Source organism: Pseudomonas sp. 910_23, from assembly GCF_052850795.1.
The window spans coordinates 1-18,742 of record NZ_VXCZ01000002.1; the positions used below are offsets into that span (position 1 = coordinate 1).

General features: G+C 59.7%; 20 protein-coding genes. 5 read left to right on the forward strand and 15 right to left on the reverse strand.

Annotated features, from left to right (window positions below):
* Nucleotides 1-23 precede the first annotated feature (23 nt).
* The 4 genes from FW800_RS02190 to FW800_RS02205 form a co-directional block, all read right to left on the reverse strand.
* Nucleotides 24-380 carry a DUF1493 family protein gene (locus FW800_RS02190; protein WP_446436879.1) on the reverse strand — a complete coding sequence of 119 codons (357 nt, stop codon included), beginning with the start codon at nt 378-380 and terminating at the stop codon, nt 24-26.
* Between the two features lie 404 nt (nt 381-784).
* The gene (locus FW800_RS02195) at nt 785-1,060 is read right to left on the reverse strand and encodes a hypothetical protein (RefSeq protein WP_032878404.1); all 276 of its coding nucleotides are present in this window, start codon (nt 1,058-1,060) and stop codon (nt 785-787) included.
* Between the two features lie 122 nt (nt 1,061-1,182).
* Nucleotides 1,183-1,782 carry a putative adenosine monophosphate-protein transferase Fic gene (locus FW800_RS02200; RefSeq protein WP_032878403.1) on the reverse strand — a complete coding sequence of 200 codons (600 nt, stop codon included), beginning with the start codon at nt 1,780-1,782 and terminating at the stop codon, nt 1,183-1,185.
* Entirely contained in the window at nt 1,782-1,952 is a 171-nt protein-coding gene (locus tag FW800_RS02205) for a YhfG family protein (RefSeq protein WP_003187692.1), read from the reverse strand. Before FW800_RS02205 ends, FW800_RS02200 begins: the two co-directional genes overlap by 1 nt.
* A 267-nt stretch (nt 1,953-2,219) precedes the next feature.
* Here FW800_RS02205 and FW800_RS02210 point away from each other — a divergent pair, with 267 nt between their 5' ends.
* Complete coding sequence (locus FW800_RS02210) at nt 2,220-4,157, forward strand: RecQ family ATP-dependent DNA helicase (protein WP_446436880.1); 1,938 nt, start codon at nt 2,220-2,222, stop codon at nt 4,155-4,157.
* Nucleotides 4,158-4,169: 12 nt separating this feature from the next.
* Nucleotides 4,170-4,601: an acyl-CoA thioesterase gene (locus tag FW800_RS02215; protein ID WP_446436881.1), complete on the forward strand. Its 432-nt coding sequence runs from the start codon at nt 4,170-4,172 to the stop codon at nt 4,599-4,601.
* Nucleotides 4,602-4,668: 67 nt separating this feature from the next.
* Here FW800_RS02215 and FW800_RS02220 read toward each other — a convergent pair whose 3' ends face one another.
* The 3 genes from FW800_RS02220 to fdhD form a co-directional block, all read right to left on the reverse strand.
* Nucleotides 4,669-5,154, reverse strand: coding sequence for a glycine zipper domain-containing protein (locus FW800_RS02220; RefSeq protein WP_005783837.1), 486 nt, complete (start codon nt 5,152-5,154; stop codon nt 4,669-4,671).
* A 258-nt stretch (nt 5,155-5,412) separates the two neighbouring features.
* A complete protein-coding gene (locus FW800_RS02225; protein WP_446436882.1) occupies nt 5,413-7,761 on the reverse strand; it encodes an FdhF/YdeP family oxidoreductase in 2,349 nt (782 codons plus the stop codon).
* Nucleotides 7,758-8,597: a formate dehydrogenase accessory sulfurtransferase FdhD gene (gene fdhD / locus FW800_RS02230; RefSeq protein WP_446436883.1), complete on the reverse strand. Its 840-nt coding sequence runs from the start codon at nt 8,595-8,597 to the stop codon at nt 7,758-7,760. The genes FW800_RS02225 and fdhD overlap by 4 nt, the downstream gene beginning before the upstream one ends.
* Before the next feature lie 243 nt (nt 8,598-8,840).
* Between fdhD and lysM the strand changes: the two genes are divergently transcribed.
* Nucleotides 8,841-9,281 carry a peptidoglycan-binding protein LysM gene (gene lysM, locus FW800_RS02235; RefSeq protein ID WP_078820043.1) on the forward strand — a complete coding sequence of 147 codons (441 nt, stop codon included), beginning with the start codon at nt 8,841-8,843 and terminating at the stop codon, nt 9,279-9,281.
* A gap of 48 nt (nt 9,282-9,329) precedes the next feature.
* Here lysM and yrfG read toward each other — a convergent pair whose 3' ends face one another.
* Entirely contained in the window at nt 9,330-9,992 is a 663-nt protein-coding gene (yrfG, locus tag FW800_RS02240; RefSeq protein ID WP_032878397.1) for a GMP/IMP nucleotidase, read from the reverse strand.
* Between the two features lie 87 nt (nt 9,993-10,079).
* Between yrfG and nudE the strand changes: the two genes are divergently transcribed.
* Entirely contained in the window at nt 10,080-10,646 is a 567-nt protein-coding gene (nudE, locus tag FW800_RS02245; RefSeq protein ID WP_005783845.1) for an ADP compounds hydrolase NudE, read from the forward strand.
* Nucleotides 10,643-11,479 (forward strand): 3'(2'),5'-bisphosphate nucleotidase CysQ, encoded by an 837-nt coding sequence (gene cysQ / locus FW800_RS02250; RefSeq protein ID WP_005783847.1) that lies wholly within the window; start codon nt 10,643-10,645, stop codon nt 11,477-11,479. The genes nudE and cysQ overlap by 4 nt, the downstream gene beginning before the upstream one ends.
* A 128-nt stretch (nt 11,480-11,607) precedes the next feature.
* Here the strand turns inward: cysQ and FW800_RS02255 are convergent, their stop codons facing one another.
* Genes FW800_RS02255 through rfbB form a run of 7 tightly spaced genes read right to left on the reverse strand, consistent with a single transcriptional unit; the run spans nt 11,608 to nt 18,678 of the window.
* The gene (locus tag FW800_RS02255) at nt 11,608-12,063 is read right to left on the reverse strand and encodes a thioesterase domain-containing protein (protein ID WP_148853131.1); all 456 of its coding nucleotides are present in this window, start codon (nt 12,061-12,063) and stop codon (nt 11,608-11,610) included.
* A 25-nt stretch (nt 12,064-12,088) separates the two neighbouring features.
* Nucleotides 12,089-13,474 carry a sigma-54-dependent transcriptional regulator gene (locus tag FW800_RS02260; RefSeq protein ID WP_148853129.1) on the reverse strand — a complete coding sequence of 462 codons (1,386 nt, stop codon included), beginning with the start codon at nt 13,472-13,474 and terminating at the stop codon, nt 12,089-12,091.
* Entirely contained in the window at nt 13,471-15,279 is a 1,809-nt protein-coding gene (locus FW800_RS02265; RefSeq protein ID WP_103733976.1) for a sensor histidine kinase, read from the reverse strand. The genes FW800_RS02260 and FW800_RS02265 overlap by 4 nt, the downstream gene beginning before the upstream one ends.
* A gap of 36 nt (nt 15,280-15,315) precedes the next feature.
* Nucleotides 15,316-16,185 carry a dTDP-4-dehydrorhamnose reductase gene (rfbD, locus tag FW800_RS02270; RefSeq protein ID WP_446436884.1) on the reverse strand — a complete coding sequence of 290 codons (870 nt, stop codon included), beginning with the start codon at nt 16,183-16,185 and terminating at the stop codon, nt 15,316-15,318.
* Entirely contained in the window at nt 16,182-16,727 is a 546-nt protein-coding gene (gene rfbC / locus FW800_RS02275) for a dTDP-4-dehydrorhamnose 3,5-epimerase (RefSeq protein WP_032878390.1), read from the reverse strand. Before rfbC ends, rfbD begins: the two co-directional genes overlap by 4 nt.
* Nucleotides 16,724-17,599, reverse strand: coding sequence for a glucose-1-phosphate thymidylyltransferase RfbA (gene rfbA, locus FW800_RS02280; RefSeq protein WP_005783860.1), 876 nt, complete (start codon nt 17,597-17,599; stop codon nt 16,724-16,726). The genes rfbC and rfbA overlap by 4 nt, the downstream gene beginning before the upstream one ends.
* Entirely contained in the window at nt 17,596-18,678 is a 1,083-nt protein-coding gene (gene rfbB, locus FW800_RS02285) for a dTDP-glucose 4,6-dehydratase (protein ID WP_078820047.1), read from the reverse strand. Before rfbB ends, rfbA begins: the two co-directional genes overlap by 4 nt.
* Nucleotides 18,679-18,742 lie beyond the last annotated feature (64 nt).

Consider the following 18,742-nt stretch of genomic DNA (forward strand, 5'->3'; position numbering starts at 1 on the left):
TTTGGATCTCAGTGCTCTTGGGATCAGCTCAGGTTTTCCAAGGTCTGCGTGTCCCACCTTTGGGTCTTGATCGCCAGGTAGAGCATACCGATGGTCAGCGGTATTTTGTCGCCACGGCCTTTGGCGCGCCGCTTCAAGAATAAGTCGAACATCGGCGGCTGAAAGTAACGATAAGCGTCGTAGTCGCTTAGGTCGACCCCAAAATCCTGTTCCAGTGCCTCCATGAATTGCTTGGCCTCAACGCCATCGCAAGCAAGGTCGAAGTTGAGCGAGGTTTGCAGGCGAATGGTCTTGTGTTGCGGCAGACCGATTTCTTCATGCAGCAATTGCAGGAGCTGCTGCATGACGGGGTCTTCGGGGAAGTGGGGGGCCAGGTTCATGGTGGGGGCACGTAGGAGTGGGTGAGGGGGCCTTTTAGCTCTTGTCGATTGTTTGGCATCACGGTGAGTCGAATTACCGTGAAAGTGATGCCATAGTGACCGACATATTGAGTCCTTTCGATGTTCACAAATTTATGCCGACAGAGCTTGGAGAGGGCTCTAGTTTCGCTCAGGCGAAAGGTATTTCCGTAGAGGGCGAGCGATTGTTTGAAGCAGTTTGGGAAGCGGACGACGCGCCATTTGGTGGTTTCTTACAGTGGTTTCCTGGGTTTACGGCTTGATACCGATTTGGCAGGCTGAACTGGCAAAAAGTGGGAGCCGGGCTTGCCCGCGATGGCGGTGCGTCAGGTTTAAAAAATATAGCCCGATACGCCGCCATCGCAGGCAAGCCAGCTCCCACACGTTTAGCTGTGTAGCGGATCGCTTTGTGTTGGTTGGTCGGCCGCTGGTCGCATTTGCACGTGTTGAGTAGCTTCGAGCAAATCACAGCCGTCCTGAACGAGCAGGTACAGCGCATTGATGATGTGAGAAATGTCTTTGAGGTCGGCGTGTTCGAAGGTCAGGCAAGAGAAGGTTTCTACTAAATCGCTGGCGGCGCGGATACGCTGGTGGGCGGCGGATTGGATGTCATCACAGTGTTCCAATACAGATTCAAAGAAATACGCCAGAGGAGCTGGCACGTTTGTCTCTGCTGTTTTTCGGGTGACCAAACCCGGTCGCTGAATTGGCAGCGACGAGCTGAACCTTAGAAGTGAGGTTGTTCTCGAGCAATAAACATATGGTTTGGTCGTTCGCGGTTCGATCAGGCTCTGGGAGGCTTACTGATACACCGCTCAAAAATCGCCTCCAGTCCTCGATAGTCACACGCCACCGCATCAATATTCGCGGGTATCCATGCCGCGTGTTTCACCAGCCACCAATTCACCGAAAATCCCGCATTCACGATGATCTGTTCAAAGAGGATCCGCTGAGCCCGTCCATTGCCTTCACGGAAGGGATGGATGACATTCAGATCGCCATAAGCTTCAGCGATGTGGTGAACGAGATCGGCCTGGGACGCGCCGGTATACCAATTGGCTTCCTGCATATGCCGAATGATTTTTGCAGCTTCCGGCGGGATACGCTCCGGAGTGCAGAACAGCGTCTCACCTTTCTGGATGTTGACGCTGCGCAGTTCACCGGCCCAATCGTAGATGTCACCGAACAGGACGCGGTGGATGTGTTGCAGACGATCAAGGTCGTAGGGCGGCGGAAAAAGCGGAAGGTTGCCTACTGCAATCTCGGATAACTCCCGCTCTGCCTCGTGCAGGCGGTGTTCATCGAGCAAATCGAGGCGGTTGCGCAGGACGCTGCTACCGGGGTAGCAGTACGGGTCCTGGCCCACCCCGTATTTGTCGAGCATCAGCGTGAGGTATTGCGGTATTTGGCCAGGACGGCTTCGCGGGTCGGCAGGGGCTTGTCGACATCGGTCGGTTGGGTATCGAACCCTTCCAGGCGCAGGCTGGCCAGGTAATTGGAACGGCGGATCTTGTGATAATGATCCTGCTTTTGCTCAAACGTCAGTTCGCTCATTGCAGCGTACTCCTGGGTAGCAAGGCTGTGATTGTAGCGCAATGCTTCAGGGGGAAGGCAGTATAAAAACCAAGTCGTAACCTGTATCAAAATCCCGCCGAAGATCTTAATTCAATGTGAGTTTTCGCAATATTCCCCGTCGGCCCTGGGCCATCCCCTGCCTGTGTATCATCTTGTCTCTTATTTCCTTGCGACCTTTCTCGATTCGCCGAACTTACTGGGCTACGTTTTTAAGCCACGTTCAGCGGTCAATGGAGTGACAGCCTTATGCACGACACCCTCCAGCGGGTCTTTGGTTATCCACAGTTTCGCCTGGGCCAGGAAGAGACGGTCAGCGCCGTCCTGGCCGGGCGTTCGGCAGCAGCAATTTTCCCTACGGGGTCGGGTAAATCTTTGTGCTACCAGCTGTCGGCGGTGTTGCTGCCGCACCTGACGCTGGTGGTGTCGCCTTTACTGGCGTTGATGCAGGATCAATTGGGGTTTCTGCAGCGTCATGGCATTTCGGCAGGCAGTATCGATTCGGCCCAGAGCCGTGATGAGGCCAACGATGTGATGGCCCGTGCGCGTTCGGGCGAGTTGAAAATCCTGATGATTTCGGTGGAGCGTTTGAAGAACGAGCGCTTTCGTAACTTCCTGCACAGCGTGCAGATTTCGCTGCTGGTGGTGGATGAAGCGCACTGTATCTCCGAATGGGGCCATAACTTCCGCCCGGATTACTTGAAGCTGCCGGACTACCAGCGCCAGTTCAATATCCCGCAAGCATTGCTGTTGACGGCCACAGCCACGCCCAAAGTGATTGCCGACATGCAGGCCAAGTTCGCGATTGCCCCCGGGGATGTGGTGACCACCGGCTTCTATCGGCCCAACCTCAACCTGCTGGTGGAACCGGTCAGCGGCCAGCACAAGCGCCGCAGGTTGGTTGAATGGATGACGGAACGGGCCAACCAACCGAGCATCGTCTATGTCACTTTGCAAAAAACCGCCGAGCAGATTGCCGAGCATCTGAACCACCACGGCATTCAGGCCGAGGCTTACCACGCGGGGCTGCCCCACGATAAACGCGAGGGCATCCAGCAGCGTTTCATGGGTGGGCGTTCCAATTGCATCGTCGCAACCATCGCGTTTGGCATGGGCATCGATAAAAGTGATATCCGTAATGTGGTGCACTTCGACCTGCCAAAGTCCATCGAGAACTACAGCCAGGAAATCGGCCGTGCAGGGCGTGACGGGCAGCCATCGGATTGCCTGGTGTTGGCCAATCGCGACAGCCTCAATGTGCTGGAAAATTTCGTCTACGGCGACACGCCGGAGCAAGAGGGCATTGGCCGTGTCCTCGAGGAGTTGCAGGCCGCACGCAGTGAAGGGCAATGGGAGTTCCTGCTCAGGTCGCTGTCCGACCACAGCAATATTCGCGAGCTGCCACTCAAGACGCTGCTGGTGCAGTTGGAACTCAAGGGTGTGATCGCGCCGCGCTACGCGTTTTATGCCGAATACCGTTTCAAGTACCTGGTCGAGCCCGACGCTTTGCTCGCACGTTTTTCCGGCGAGCGGCAGCAGTTTGTCGCGGCGATCATCCAGGTGTGCAAGCGTGCGAAAACCTGGGCAACAGTGGATTTCGACGCGCTGTATCAACAGCACAATGCCGAGCGCAGTCGGGTGGTGAAGGCGCTGGATTACTTCCAGGAACAGGGCCTGATCGAGCTGGAAAGCAAGCAGATGACCGAGGTCTACAGTTTGCTCGACACCGATTTTGATCCAGTGGTGTTGAGCGCCGAGTTATACACAGGCTTCAAGCAGCATGAAGTGACGGAGGTGGCGCGGATTCACGCCATGCTCGACCTGTTCGCCACCGAACACTGCCTGGGGCAACGCCTGGCGCAGTACTTCGGTGATGAAAACGCTCCCCAGCGTTGTGGGCATTGTTCGGTGTGCCACGGCCATGTCGCGTATCTGCCGCCTCCGCCAAGCCTGCCGCCACTTGTGGATAAAAGTTTTATGGGGCTGTGCGGCGATTTTATCCACAGGCATCATGAGCACACTGGCGAGCTACCCGGTGCCGAGCGGCTGACGCGATTTCTCGGTGGTATCAGCGTGCCGTTGTTTACCAAGTTGAAGGCGCGGGGGGTTCCCGGTTTTGCCGCGCTGGAGGACTACCCCTACGCCGAAGTGCGCGACTGGGCCCACGCTCAATTAAACCTACTCTGACGAGACTTGCCGATGCCTGACTCAACGCCCCAGCGCGCCGATTACCGCTACTTCCAGCCGATCACCACGCGCTGGCACGACAACGATGCCTACGGGCATGTGAACAACGTCACCTACTACAGCTTCTTCGATACGGCGGTGAATACCTACCTGATCGAACAGGGCGGGCTGGATATTCACGACGGCGAGGTGGTGGGGTTCGTGGTGAGTTCGGCGTGCGATTATTTTGCGTCGATTGCCTTTCCCGAGCGCATTGAAATCGGCCTGCGAGTGGGCAAGTTGGGCAACAGTTCGGTGCAGTATGAGCTGGCGGTGTTCAAGGCAGGCGAAGAAGAAGCCTGTGCGGCGGGGCGCTTTGTGCATGTGTTTGTGGATCGGGCCTCGAACCAGCCTGTGCCGATACCGGGGATGTTGCGCGAGGCGTTGCAGCGACTGGTGGTCTGACCTTGCGGCACCCCATGTGGGAGGGGGCTTGCTCCTCCCACATTAGTACTGCGGTGCTCTTCAGAGCTTACCGATGACGGTAGTGGTGCTTGTTCTTGCGATGCCCATAGGCATGACCACGGCCTGGATGGCCATCGCGGTAGTAGCGACGGTCGTCACGGTCGCGGTCGCGATAACGGCGGTCGTCGCGGTCACTTTCGTTACCCATGTAGTTGCCCAGTGCACCGCCCGCGCCACCGCCGGCCGCCGAGCCGATCAGTGCGCCGGTACTGCCGCCGACACTGCGGCCCACGACGTTGCCGCCAGCTGCGCCCAGTGCGCCGCCAATGGCGGCTTCGCCACGGCTGCGCTTGTCGGCGCCGACCGCACTACCACCCGCGCCGCCCAGGGCCGCGCCGATGGTCGAACCGGTATTGCCGCCCAGCTGCTGGCCGACAACAGAACCTAGAACCCCGCCCAATGCGCCGCCTACACCGGCTTCGGTGGTGCCACCGGCCATGGCTGCGCCACTGACCAGGCCAAGGGACAACAAGAGAATCGAGGAGAACTTCATTCAGGGAAACCTCAAGGGGATGACGGCGCGATCCTGAGGTTGTATCGAGCCGCTGACAATCGAAATCCGACCGGCGGAAGAGGTTGTATACAATTTGCTAAGTTGCTGTTTTGTATGGGGAACTTAAGTTGTTTTTACAGGTCTTTAGTTACTTCGGAACGGCCGCTTTTATGCAAAAGCGGCCTTTTTTGTGCCCGTAGAATATGTAGAGATTGTGCGGGCCTCGAAAGCGGTCGTTCAAACAACAAAGATCCCGGGTCAGGCCGAGCGCGCCATGATCAACCCAGTATCACTCGCCGCCTCCAGACGAATCGCGACGAACTTCGACGTTGGCGTATGGCTGCCGTCGCCAGTGCTTTCCAACGGCACCAGTGGGTTCACTTCCGGGTAGTACGCTGCCGCCTGTCCGGCCGGAATATCAAACGCCAGCAAGGTAAAGCCCTTCACCCGGCGCTCACGGCCGTCCTCCCACAGCGACACAATGTCGGCCTTCTGCCCTGGCTTGAAGCCCAGGCGGATGATGTCGGCTTCGTTGACGAACAGCACGTCACGCTGGCCCTTGACGCCACGGTAACGGTCGTCCAGGCCGTAGATGGTGGTGTTGTACTGATCGTGGGAGCGCATCGACTGCATGATCAGGTCTGGTACCCGGCCCGTGGCGTGGGTGCGTTCGTGGATCAGGTCTTTGGGCAGGATGTTAGGGCGGAAATTGGCGCGGCCCGACGGCGTGTTCCAGCGACGTGCACCGGCCGAGTTGCCAAGGTAAAAACCACCTGGGTGCTTGATGCGTTCGTTGAAATCCTTGAAGCCCGGGATGGTGTCGGCGATCAGGTCGCGGATGCGCCCGTAGTCGGCTACCAACCAGTTCCAGTCCACCGGTGTGCTGCCCAGGGTGGCGGCGGCAATTCCGGCGAGGATCGCGGGCTCGGATTTCATCAGCGCCGACAGCGGTTGCAGTTGGCCATTGGAGCCATGGACCATGCTGAACGAATCTTCCACCGTCACCGCTTGCGGGCCGTCGGCCTGAATGTCGATGTCAGTACGGCCCAGGCACGGCAGGATCAGTGCGTCTTTACCGTGCATCAGGTGGCTGCGGTTGAGCTTGGTGCTGATTTGCACGGTCAGGTCGCAATTGCGCAGGGCTTCGAAGGTACGCGGGCTGTCAGGCGTGGCTTGGGCGAAGTTGCCGCCCAGGCCGATAAACACCTTGGAGCGGCCTTCGAGCATGGCGTGAATCGCTTCCACCACGTTGTGACCATTGTCTCGCGGCACCTGAAACTGGAAACGACGCTCCAGCGCGTCAAGGAACGCCACCGGTGGGCGCTCGTTGATGCCCATGGTTCGATCGCCCTGCACGTTGCTGTGACCGCGCACGGGGCACAGGCCGGCACCAGGGCGGCCGATATTGCCGCGCAGTAGCATCAGGTTGGCGATTTCCTGGATGGTCGGCACCGAGTGACGGTGCTGGGTAATCCCCATTGCCCAGCACATGATCACGTTCTTGCCTTTGGCGTACATGCGCGCCGCTTGCTCGATCTCGACCAGGGGCAGGCCGGATTGCTCGACGATTTCTTCCCATGAGGTGTCGTCGATCTGGCCCAGATACTCCAAAACGTTGGCGGTGTGCTCATTGAGAAAGTCATGGTCGAACACCGCTTCCTTGCCTTCGGCCAGCGCTTGGCGTTCCCACAGCAGCAGGAACTTGGCCATGCCGCGCAGAATCGCCATGTCGCCGCCCAGGGCCGGGCGGAAGTAGGCAGTGTTGGTCGGCTTGTCGCCGTTAGTGAGCATTTCGAGCGGATGTTGCGGGTGCTGGAAGCGCTCCAGGCCGCGCTCTTTCAGGGGGTTGATGCACACCACCTGGGCACCGCGCTTCACCGCTTCGCGCAACGGTTCAAGCATGCGCGGGTGGTTGGTGCCGGGGTTCTGGCCCCAGACGAAAATAGCGTCAGCATGTTCGAAGTCGTCAAAGGTCACGGTGCCTTTGCCCACGCCCACACTTTGTGCCAGGGCTACGCCGCTGGCTTCGTGGCACATGTTCGAGCAGTCCGGGAAATTGTTGGTGCCGTAGGCGCGCACAAACAACTGATACAGGTAGGCGGCTTCGTTGCTGGCGCGACCCGAGGTGTAGAACTCGGCCATGTTCGGGCTGGGCAAGGCGTTGAGGTGCTTGCCGACCAGGTCAAATGCCGCATCCCAGCTGATGGGGGTGTAGCGGTCGGTTTGTGCGTCATAGCGCATCGGCTCGGTCAGGCGGCCCTGGTATTCCAGCCAATAGTCGCTTTGCTCCAGCAATGCTGTGACGCTGTGCTTGGCGAAGAAGGCTGCATCGACGCGGCGCTTGGTGGCTTCCCAGTTGACCGCCTTGGCGCCGTTTTCGCAGAACTTGACCATGCCGCTTTCCGGCGAGTCGCCCCAGGCGCAGCCCGGGCAGTCGAAGCCGCCGTTCTGGTTGGTCTTGAGCATCATGCGCAGGTTTTTAAGCGCGTTATCGCTGGTCAGCCAGGCTTGCGCCACGCTGATCAGGGCGCCCCAGCCGCCGGCCGGGCCTTTATAAGGCTTGTAGCGCGGAGTCGGGGTTTGGTCGGCTTGGTGGTGAAGGCTCATGGCTGGTGCTCCATCGCTGGGCTGTAGACCCGTGGCGCGCTTTTCTGCGGCAGGTGGATGAGATTGAGGTTATGCCGGCGCGCCCATTGCAAGGCCAGGCCGGTGGGCGACGACAGGCTGACCAGGGTTTGGATGCCTGCACGCAAGACTTTCTGGATCAATTCAAGGCTGCAGCGGCTGGTAACAATCGCCAGGCCGCCGTCGGTCTGAATCTTTTGGCGGATCAACGCGCCGATCAATTTATCCAAGGCGTTATGCCGGCCGATGTCTTCACGGCCCAACAGCAATTCGCCTTGATCGTTCATAAACACCGCTGCGTGCACTGCACCGCTGTACTGGCCCAACGGTTGGAACGCACTGATGCGCTGGCGCAGGCCGTCGAGCCATTGCGCTGGCGGCAAGGGCGCGCCGGGCAGCACTTGAAGGTCGGGCAGGGCCTGCTCAACCGCTTCTACACCGCACAGGCCGCAGCCGCTGGTGCCCGCCAATTGGCGGCGCTGCTGCTTGAGGTTCCAGAAGGCCCGGTTGGAAATCTGTACCTGAGCATACTGAGCGGAGCCCGCGCCGCTGATTTTGAGATCATAAATATCGCTAACGTCGGCAATAATGCCGCTGCCGAGGCTGAAGCCGACGATAAAATCCTCAAGATCAGTCGGTGTGACCAACATGACAGCCTGACTGATATCGTTATAGGCAATGGCCAACGCCACCTCTTCGGCCAACGCAGTGCTGCCGACTTCAGTGTGTTCAAGATTGCAGTATTGGTAGCTCTGGCTGGCGGCGGGCGCGGGCGTTTCAAGGGCGGGCGCCGCGCAGGTTGGGCGCTTGGCGTTCATGGGGCAGTACCACCGACGGATTGATCAGTGTTCAGACTAGGCGCGACAAAGGGTCGCGTCTAATTGCCAGTATTGATGTATTGATAGATGGCGTCGATCAAGGTTCCCGCCCATTTCGCCGGGGGCTTATTCCAGGGACGGCGGATCTGGATACTTTTGAGTCTTTAGCCGGTTTGGAACCCAAGTCTGCTGGACTGGTCTAGTCTTGGGCATCTGGAAATTAAATCCCAAGGAGAGCGCACCATGAGTATTTTTAGCTTTATCAAAGAAGCCGGCGAAAAGATTGTCGACCTGTTGACGCCGGGTAATGCGAATGCGAGTGAGCAGCTGAAGGAGCATGTGAGCAAGGTGGGCCTGGGTAATCCAAACGTGCAGACCACGGTGGATGGCGACAAGGTCACTGTGACTGGTGAAGTGGCGAGCCAGGAAGAGAAAGAAAAGATCCTTTTGGCACTGGGCAACATTGCTGGCGTGGCAAGCGTAGATGACCAGATCACTGTCACCGGCCCTGCAGTTGCCGCGGCTCGCTTCGTCGTGGTGAAAAAGGGCGACACACTCAGCGCGATTTCTCTCGCGGTGTACGGTAACGCCAACCAGTACAACAAGATTTTCGAGGCTAACAAGCCGCTGCTGTCGCACCCGGACAAAATCTATCCAGGCCAGACACTGCGTATCCCTGAGTAATACGCAGGACAAAATGTGGGAGGGGGCTTGGCCCCCTCCCACATGGGTTCAGAGCCCGACAATGAGATCGCGGTAATCCTCTACTGCCGCAAACTCTGCGGTGTCCTTCGGGCCTTTCTTGCTATCAGGCTCTTTGACTGCCAGCAAATGCCCCACGCCGAAATCCCGGGCACTGCGCAGGATCGGCAAGGTGTCATCTATAAACAGACTACGGGCCGGGTCAAAGTGGATATCGGCTTGCAACGCTTCCCAGAACTGTGGGTTTTCCTTGGGAAAACCGTAATCATGGGAGCTGATCAATCGCTCGAAATACGGCGCCAGTTCAATGCGTTCCAACTTCAATGACAGCGAATCACGATGAGCGTTGGTGATCATGATCACGCGCTTGCCGGCCTGTTTGATCGCCTTCAGAAAAGTATCGGCATCCGGGCGCAGGGCGATCAGGTGGGCGGTTTCCAACTTGAGTTCGCGCACCGGGATCGCCAGTTCAGTGCTCCAGAAATCCAGGCAATACCATTGCAACTGTCCGGCGTTACGCTCAAACAACGGCTGCAACTCCATTTCGGCCATGGCCCGGCTCACGCCGTGCAGTTCGGCGTAGCGGTGGGGCAGATGTTCCATCCAGAAATGGTTGTCGTAATGCAGGTCGAGCAGGGTGCCGTCCATGTCCAGCAGGACGGTGTCGATGGCGTGCCAGGGCAAAGAGGGCATGGTGCGTTCTCATGTAAGTAAAGATATCCGACACAGACAATCGGAAAAGCCACGGTATAGTAACCCGATCACGCCAAGGAGCCGCTTATGCGCCAGAAACCCACCGTCCTCGCCCGCGAAATAGTCGCCAGTAGCCGTTTGTTCCGCGTGGAGGAAGTGCAGTTGCGCTTTTCCAATGGCGTTGAACGGACCTACGAGCGCCTGGTGGGGCGCGGCGCGGGCTACGGCGCGGTGATGATTGTGGCGATGATCGACGAGGATCATGCATTGCTGGTCGAAGAATACTGCGGTGGCACTGACGAATATGAATTGTCCTTGCCCAAAGGTTTGATCGAGCCCGGCGAGGACGTGCTGGCGGCGGCGGACCGCGAGCTCAAGGAAGAAGCTGGCTATGGCGCACGGCAGTTGGAGCACATCACCGAGCTGTCGTTATCGCCGGGCTATATGAGCCAGAAAATTCAGGTAGTACTGGCCACCGACCTTTACGAAGAGCGCCTGGAGGGCGATGAGCCTGAGCCGATGCGCGTGGACAGGGTCAACCTGCGGGAGCTTTCTGCGCTTGCGCAAAACGAGCAATTCAGCGAGGGCCGAGCGCTTGCCGCGCTGTACCTGGTACGCGATCTGTTGACCCAGCGTGGAGCGTTCAACGCATGAGCGAACTGTTTTTAGGCCACCCGTTTATCGCCCCCGTGATTGAGCTGGCCCGCCAGGCCGGCGAAGCTATCCTGCCCTACTGGCGCGCCAATGTAGCCGTGACCTCCAAAGCGGATGATTCGCCGGTGACGGCTGCCGATCTGGCCGCTCACCATCTGATTCTCGCGGGCCTGACCGCGCTCGATCCGAGTATTCCGGTACTGTCCGAAGAAGACGCCGATATCGATCTGAGCGTGCGTGCCCAGTGGCAGCGCTGGTGGCTGGTGGACCCATTGGATGGCACCAAGGAATTCATTTCCGGCAGCGAAGAATTCACTGTCAATATTGCCTTGATCGAACAGGGCCGCGTGGTGTTCGGCGTAGTGTCGATGCCGACCACTGGCCGTTGCTACTTCGGTGGCGCGGGCCTTGGGGCATGGCGTTCAGATGTGAAGGCCGCACCCAAGCAGATCCAGGTACGCCAGACCCCGGCCGTGGGCGAAGCCTTTACTGTGGTCGCTAGTCGTCGGCATACCAGCCCTGAGCAGGAACGCCTGCTGGATGGCTTGAGCGAAGGTTTGGGCGCGCTGAAGCTGGCGAATATCGGCAGCTCGTTGAAGTTTTGCCTGCTGGCCGAAGGCAGTGCTGACTGCTATCCGCGCCTGGCACCGACCTCACAGTGGGATACCGCTGCGGCACAGGGCGTACTGGAAGGCGCGGGAGGTGAAGTGTTGGAGTTGAATGGTCAGCCGTTCAGCTACCCGGCGCGGGAATCGCTATTGAACCCGTTCTTTCTGGCGCTGCCAGCCAAGGCCGCATGGCGTGAGCGCCTGTTGACCCTGGCCAGATCTTAAGATCACTGCAGAGCAAAATGTGGGAGCATCGCTTGCCCGCGATGACGGAGTGTCAGTCATACAGGTATTGGCTGATCCACCGCTATCGCAGGCAAGCCAGCTCCCACTTTTATTTTATGTAATGGCTGCTAGCGGTGCAGGACGTACTGGCCGGTAAAGGCCACTGCACGCTCCTCACTGCCCTCATTCACAATCCATGTCTGCAGCGCCAACCGCGCCCGTCCATAACGCTTGTACGTCGCCAGGAAACGCTTCCACACTTTTTCTTCCGGCGCCGCGCAAATGGCCGTTGCATCCTGCGTCACCGGCAGCGGATAGCTGATCTGCCCTTCCTGAATCACGATATGACCGTCTTCTATCCCCGCTTCGCGCAGCTTCAGGTGCAGCCAACCCCAGCCTGCCAGTACGGCGCCACAGTAGAGGCTGCCACCGAACATGGTGCTTTTGTGGTTGATATTGGCTTGCAAGGGCAGGTGCAGCTGCAGTTGGTCGTGTCGCCAGTCGAGCACCTTGAGACCCATCTCCCGGGTGAGGGGAATGTCGTGGTGAAGGACGGCTTCCAGGTAACGGCTGTCGCGGCTCATAGCGGTCTCTTGGTGGTAGGCGGGTTCATTCGTCGTCGGCGCTCTGGCTGGTGCTGTCGGCGAAGTTCAGACCGTGTTTGCGTAACTTGTCGTGCAAGGTCTTGCGCGGCACGCCCAACGCTTCGGCGAGGCTGCGCACGGAGCTGTGAGGGCGGGTGAGTTCGGCGGCGATCAAGCTTTTTTCGAACTGCTCGACTTGCTCGCTCAAGCCGCCGGGCGTGGACGTCAGCACGCCCGCGGCGGGATTGTCCTGGGCGCTATCGAGCGCCAACTCCAGGCCCAGGGCGAAACGCTCAGCGGCGTTTTGCAGTTCCCGCACATTGCCCGGCCAGCTGTGGCGCAATAACAGCGCGCGTTGGCCCGGTTGCAGCTCATGCAGGGGCAGGCCGTGGCGGCTGCTGGCCTCGTCGGCGAAGTGCTGGAACAGCATCAATGCATCTTCACCACGCTCGCGCAGAGGCGGGATGCGTAGCGGTGCGACGTTGAGGCGGTAATACAAGTCGGCACGGAAACGGCCCTGGTCGGCGGCTTGGCGCAGGTCTTCCTTGGTGGCGGCGATAATGCGGATATCCAGCGGAATCAGCTGATTGCCGCCCAAGCGCTCCACCACGCGCTCCTGCAACAGGCGCAGCAACTTGACCTGCACATCCAGGCTCATGCTTTCGATTTCATCAAGAAACAGCGTGCCGCCATTGGCGAACTCGAACTTGCCGATGCGGCGTTTCTGCGCGCCGGTGAACGCCCCCGGCTCATGGCCGAACAGTTCGCTTTCTACCACCGATTCGGCCAGCGCCCCGGCGTTGATCGCCACAAATGGGCCACTGCGGCGGCTTGAAAGATCATGCAGGGCGCGGGCGACGACTTCTTTGCCAGCACCGGTTTCGCCCAGGATCAGCACATCGGCCTTGGTCGCGGCCAAGGCGCCAATCTGCTCGCGCAGGCGCAACATTTGCGGGGAGTGCCCCACCAGGCGCGTGCTCAGTTGCTGACGATCGCTGAGGGCCAGGCGCAGGCTGCGGTTGTCCAGCACCAGGCGACGCAAGGCCAGGGCGCGGCGCACGCTGTCGAGCAGTGCGTCGCTGGCGAAGGGTTTTTCGAGGAAGTCATACGCGCCGGCACGCATGGCCTGCACCGCCAACGGTACGTCGCCGTGGCCGGTGATCAGCAGCACCGGCAGGTCCGGGTCCTGGCCATGCAGTTCGGCCAGCAGCTCCAGGCCGTCCATGCCGGGCATACGGATGTCGCTGACCACCACGCCAGGCCAGTCGCGGGACAGGCGTGCGGTGAGGCCGGTGGCTTCGCCCAGGGGCAGGACTTTGAGTCCGGCCAGGTCCAGGGTTTGGCACAGGGCTTGACGCAGGTGTGGATCGTCGTCGATCAACACCACCTGAATCTGGTTGTCGATGCTCATACACTGCGGTCCTCGGACGGTTGCAGACTGACGCCCGGCGAGCCGGCACGCAATTTCAAGGTTAACAGCGCGCCGCCTTCCTTGTGGTTGGCGAACAACAGTTCGCCACCAAAAGCGCGCATCAGGGTGTCGCAGATTGCCAGGCCCAAGCCTAGGCCCTGGGTGCGCGTCTTGGTGGTGTAGAACGGCTCGCTGGCGCGGCCCAGGGCTTCCATGCAAAAACCTGGGCCGTTGTCGCGAATGTACAGGTTGACGCCCTGGGGCGTGGTTTCGGCACTCAGCCAGAGTTTGCGCGGCGGGCCTTTTTCAGTGAGGGCGTCCAGGGCGTTGGCCAACAAGTTACCCAGTACCTGGCGCAGGCGGGTTTCACCGGCCTGCACCCATAGGGTTGCTTCCGGCAGGTCGCGGATCAATTCCACTTCCATTGAGCGCCGCCGCTTGGCCAGCAACGCCAGGGCGTCATCCAGGGCCGGTTGCAAGGCTACGCTCTCCGGTGCGTGACGATCACGGCGAGCGAATGCACGCAAATGGGCGATGATCGAGGCCATGCGCCCGGTCAGCTCGCTGATCAGTTTGAGGTTGCCGCGGGCATCGCTGGTGCGCTCATGGTCGAGGAGGATTTCGGCGTTTTCTGCATAGCTGCGAATCGCCGCCAACGGTTGGTTCAGCTCATGGCTGATACTCGCCGACATGGTGCCCAGGGCCGAGAGTTTACCGGCCTGGACCAGGTCGTCCTGGGCGCGCACCAGTTCCTGCTGGGCGTGTTCGCGTTCCAGCACTTCCTGTTTCAGGCGCCGGTTCAGGCCCTCCAGGTCGCTGGTACGCTCGGCCACGCGCATTTCCAGCTCACGGCGGGCCTTGGCTTCGAAAGCGATGCGTTCCAGGTAGTGCCGACGGCGCTGCATCAGCAATCCCAGCAACAGCATCAGCACCAACAACGTGGCACCGCCCACGGCGACAACCGTGCGCACCGGACGGTTGATCAGCGAGCGTGGCGCCAGGATTTCCACATTCCAGCCGGTTTCGGCGATGGCCGTGGATTGGCGCAGCCAGGCGCTGCTGCTCAGGCTCAGCGGCTGCGGGTCACGGGTGGGGTAGGGCTGTATGGCGATGATGGCCTGGCGCTCTTCGGCGGTCAGTGGCCGCGTGGCGCGGAATCGCCATTGCGGGCGCGAGGTGAGGATCACCACGCCGTTGTGGTCGGTGACCAGCAGTTGTTCCGGGGTATTGCCCCACAGGCTTTCGGTGTGATCAAGGTCGACCTTGACCACCAGCACGCCGATGATGGTGTCGCCGTCACGCACCGCGGCGGCGAAGAAGTAGCCGCGCTTGGCTGAGGTGGTGCCCAGGCCGAAAAACCGACCCAGGCGCCCGGCCATGGCTTCGCTGAAATAGGGCCGAAAGGAGAAATTGCGCCCGACGAAGCTGTCTTGTTTGTCCCAGTTGGAAGCGGCAAGGGTCTTGCCAGTGGTGTCCATCAGGTACATCACTTCCACACCCGCCTGGGCGGCGACATCCTTGAGCAACAGGTTGGCATTGGCCAGGTTGGTACTGACGTGAGGTGCGTCCAGGGCGACGCGCAGGGCCGGCAAATCGCCGAGGATTTGCGGCAATACTTCGTAGCGGTGCAAGGTGCCCAACAGGTTGGCGACATACAGGTCGAGAGTCTGGCGGTTTTGCCCGGCCAATTCGCTGCGGTAGTAGCGCTCGGCCAAATGCTCCAGCGGCCATAACAGCGGTGCCAGGCACAATGCCAGCAGGGCGAGGCTGCGCCAGCGGGGTCTTCGCGGAAGGGGTGGAGTCATGGGGAGTGTGCGCCTGTGGGTACAGGCGCATTATGCCTAGTGCTGCTTGGCAAGACACTCGTGCAATGCATCTTGCCAATGGGGCTGGCTGACGTGCCATTGCTGTTGCAGACGCGAGCAATCCAGGCGCGAGTTCAGCGGGCGCTTGGCGGGGGTGGGGTAGGCACTGGAAGGGATCGGCTCCAGTTCGGCGCAGGCTTTGCCTTCGATCCGCAATTGCTCGCCAATGGCTTGGGCAAAGCCGAACCACGAGGTCTCACCTTGTGCGGTGAGGTGGTAAACCCCCCAGCCCCCGGCCTTGCCAGCCTGCCACTGCTGAATCAGCGCGCGGGTGCTGCTGGCGATGGTCCCGGCCCAGGTCGGCGCACCGATCTGGTCGGCGACGATGCGCATCTGCGGTTTTTCCTGCAGCAGGCGCTGCATGGTCAGCAGGAAATTCTTGCCATGGCTCGAATACACCCAACTGGTGCGCAAGATCAGGTGTTCGCCACCCACGGCAGCAATCGCCTGTTCACCCGCCAGTTTGCTCTGACCATAGACACCCAAAGGGTTGGGTGTGTCGCTTTCGATGTAAGGGGCAGGTTTGCTGCCATCGAACACGTAGTCGGTCGAGTAATGAATCAGCGGGACGCCCAGTGCCTTGGCTTCCTCGGCGAGGATGCCGGGGGCGATGGCGTTGATCGCAAAGGCTGCGTCCGGTTCGCTCTCGGCCAGATCCACGGCCGTGTGAGCTGCCGCGTTGATGATCAGGCCAGGGCGGTGGGCGCGTACCTGTTGGCGGATGAGGTCAGCGTCGGCCAGGTCAAGCTGGTCGCGGCCCAGGATGACGAGTTCGCCAAGACCCTGGAGCCGCTGTTGCAGCTCCAGGGAGACTTGGCCGTGTTGGCCGGTGATTAATATTTTCATGGGAACAGGTCGGCTTCCATCAGCAGTTTTCCGACCTGGTCTTTGGCAGACAATTGCGGCGGCTCGACCAGCTCCCAGTCGATAGCCAGCGTTGGGTCATTCCAGAGAATGCTGCGCTCGGCGCTTGGCTGGTAGTAATCGGTGGTTTTGTACAGGAACTCTGCGTGGTCGCTCAACACCACGAAACCATGCGCAAAACCTTCCGGCACCCACAATTGACGATGGTTCTGTGCCGACAGGCGTACACCCACCCAGTGTCCGAAGTTTGGGGAGCTGCGACGGATGTCGACGGCTACATCCAGCACTTCGCCGTGAGTGACACGCACCAGCTTGCCTTGAGTGTGCTCAAGCTGATAGTGCAAGCCCCGCAGTACGCCTTTTTGCGAGCGCGAGTGGTTGTCCTGCACAAAATCACGCTTGAGCCCGGTAGCTGCTTCAAAAGCGCGGGCGTTGAAGCTTTCGTAGAAGAAACCGCGCTCGTCACCGAATACCTTTGGCTCAAGGATCAGCACGCCGGGTAGTGTGGTTTCAACTACGTTCACTGGGTCTCTCCGGCGAGGGAATACAGGTACTGGCCATAGCCGGTCTTGCCGAAGTATTTGGCGCGTTCCAGCAGATAGTCGCGGTCGATCCAGCCGTTTTCGTAGGCGATCTCTTCCAGGCAAGCCACTTTCAAGCCCTGGCGGTGCTCGATGGTCTGCACGTAAGTCGAGGCCTCCAGCAGGCTGTCATGGGTGCCGGTGTCGAGCCAGGCAAAACCGCGACCGAAGCGTTCTACATGCAGGTCGCCGCGCTGAAGATAGGCGTTGTTGACGTCGGTGATTTCCAGCTCGCCGCGCGGCGAAGGCTTGACGGCCTTGGCGATCTTGATCACGTCGTTATCGTAGAAATACAGGCCGGTGACGGCATAGGGTGACTTGGGCTTCGCCGGTTTTTCTTCGATGGACAGGGCGCGGCCCTCTTTATCGAAATCAATCACACCGAAGCGCTCCGGGTCTTTTACCCAGTAGCCGAATACCGTAGCGCCCGATGAACGCTCGGCTGCAGTGCGTAATTGATCACTAAAATGTTGGCCGTGGAAGATGTTGTCCCCCAGAATCAGGCACACGGCGTCATCACCGATGAACTCTTCGCCAATGATAAATGCTTGAGCCAACCCGTCTGGAGACGGCTGTTCGGCATAGGTGAAATGCACGCCAAACTGGCTGCCATCTCCCAGCAGGTTTCGGTACTGTGGCAAGTCTACCGGCGTGGAGATCACCAGGATGTCCTTGATCCCGGCAAGCATCAGCACGGATATCGGGTAGTAGATCATGGGTTTGTCGTACACCGGCAACAGCTGTTTGGACACTCCCAGAGTAATGGGGTGCAAGCGGGTGCCGGAGCCGCCAGCCAATACGATGCCCTTCATCATGCGATTAGATCCTTCAAGTCGGTGTTGCCCAATCGTTCGCCCTGATAACTACCGTCCTGGACCCTGCGGCACCATTCCAGGTTATCGAGGTACCACTGCACGGTTTTGCGCAGTCCTGTCTCAAAGGTTTCTTCCGGGACCCAGCCCAGTTCGCGTTCGATCTTGCTGGCGTCGATGGCGTAGCGCTGGTCGTGGCCAGGGCGATCCTTGACGAAGGTGATCAGGTCAGTGAATTTTGCCACGCCGGCAGGGCGCTGCGGCGCCAGCTCTTCCAGCAGGCCGCAAATGCCACGTACCACGTCGATGTTCTTCTGCTCGTTATGACCACCGATGTTGTAGGTCTCGCCAACCACCCCAGTGGTGACCACTTTGAGCAGTGCACGGGCATGATCCTCGACGAACAGCCAGTCACGTACCTGCAAACCGTCGCCGTAGACAGGCAGTGGCTTGCCCGCCAAGGCGTTGAGAATAACCAGCGGGATCAATTTTTCGGGGAAGTGGAATGGCCCGTAGTTGTTCGAGCAATTGGTCAGCAGTATCGGCAGGCCGTATGTACGCTGCCAGGCGCGTACCAGGTGGTCGGATGCCGCCTTGCTCGCGGAGTAGGGAGAGCTGGGCGCGTAAGGCGTGGTTTCGGTGAAGAGGTCGTCTACGCCGTGCAGGTCGCCATACACTTCGTCAGTGGAAATGTGGTGGAAGCGGAACGCGCTTTTGGCCGGTTCTGCCAGCTTCTGCCAGTAAGCCCGTGTGGCTTCCAGCAGGCTGTAGGTGCCGACGATGTTGGTCTGGATAAAATCCGACGGACCGTCAATGGAGCGGTCAACGTGGGACTCGGCCGCCAAGTGCATGATCGCATCAGGTTCAAAGCGTGCGAGTACGGCGCTGACGGCGGCCTGGTCGATGATATCGGCCTGGACAAACTCATAGCGGCTGTTGGACGCGATGCTGGTCAGCGATTCAAGGTTGCCGGCATAGGTGAGCTTGTCCAGATTGAGCACTTCATGTTCGGTATCTTGAATCAAATAGCGGATCAGGGCTGAGCCGATAAAGCCAGCGCCGCCAGTAACGAGAATGCGCATATCGGAGGGCCCTTTCCTTAGATGGACATTAAGCGAATGAAGCATAGCTTGAGTTGTGTGGGCC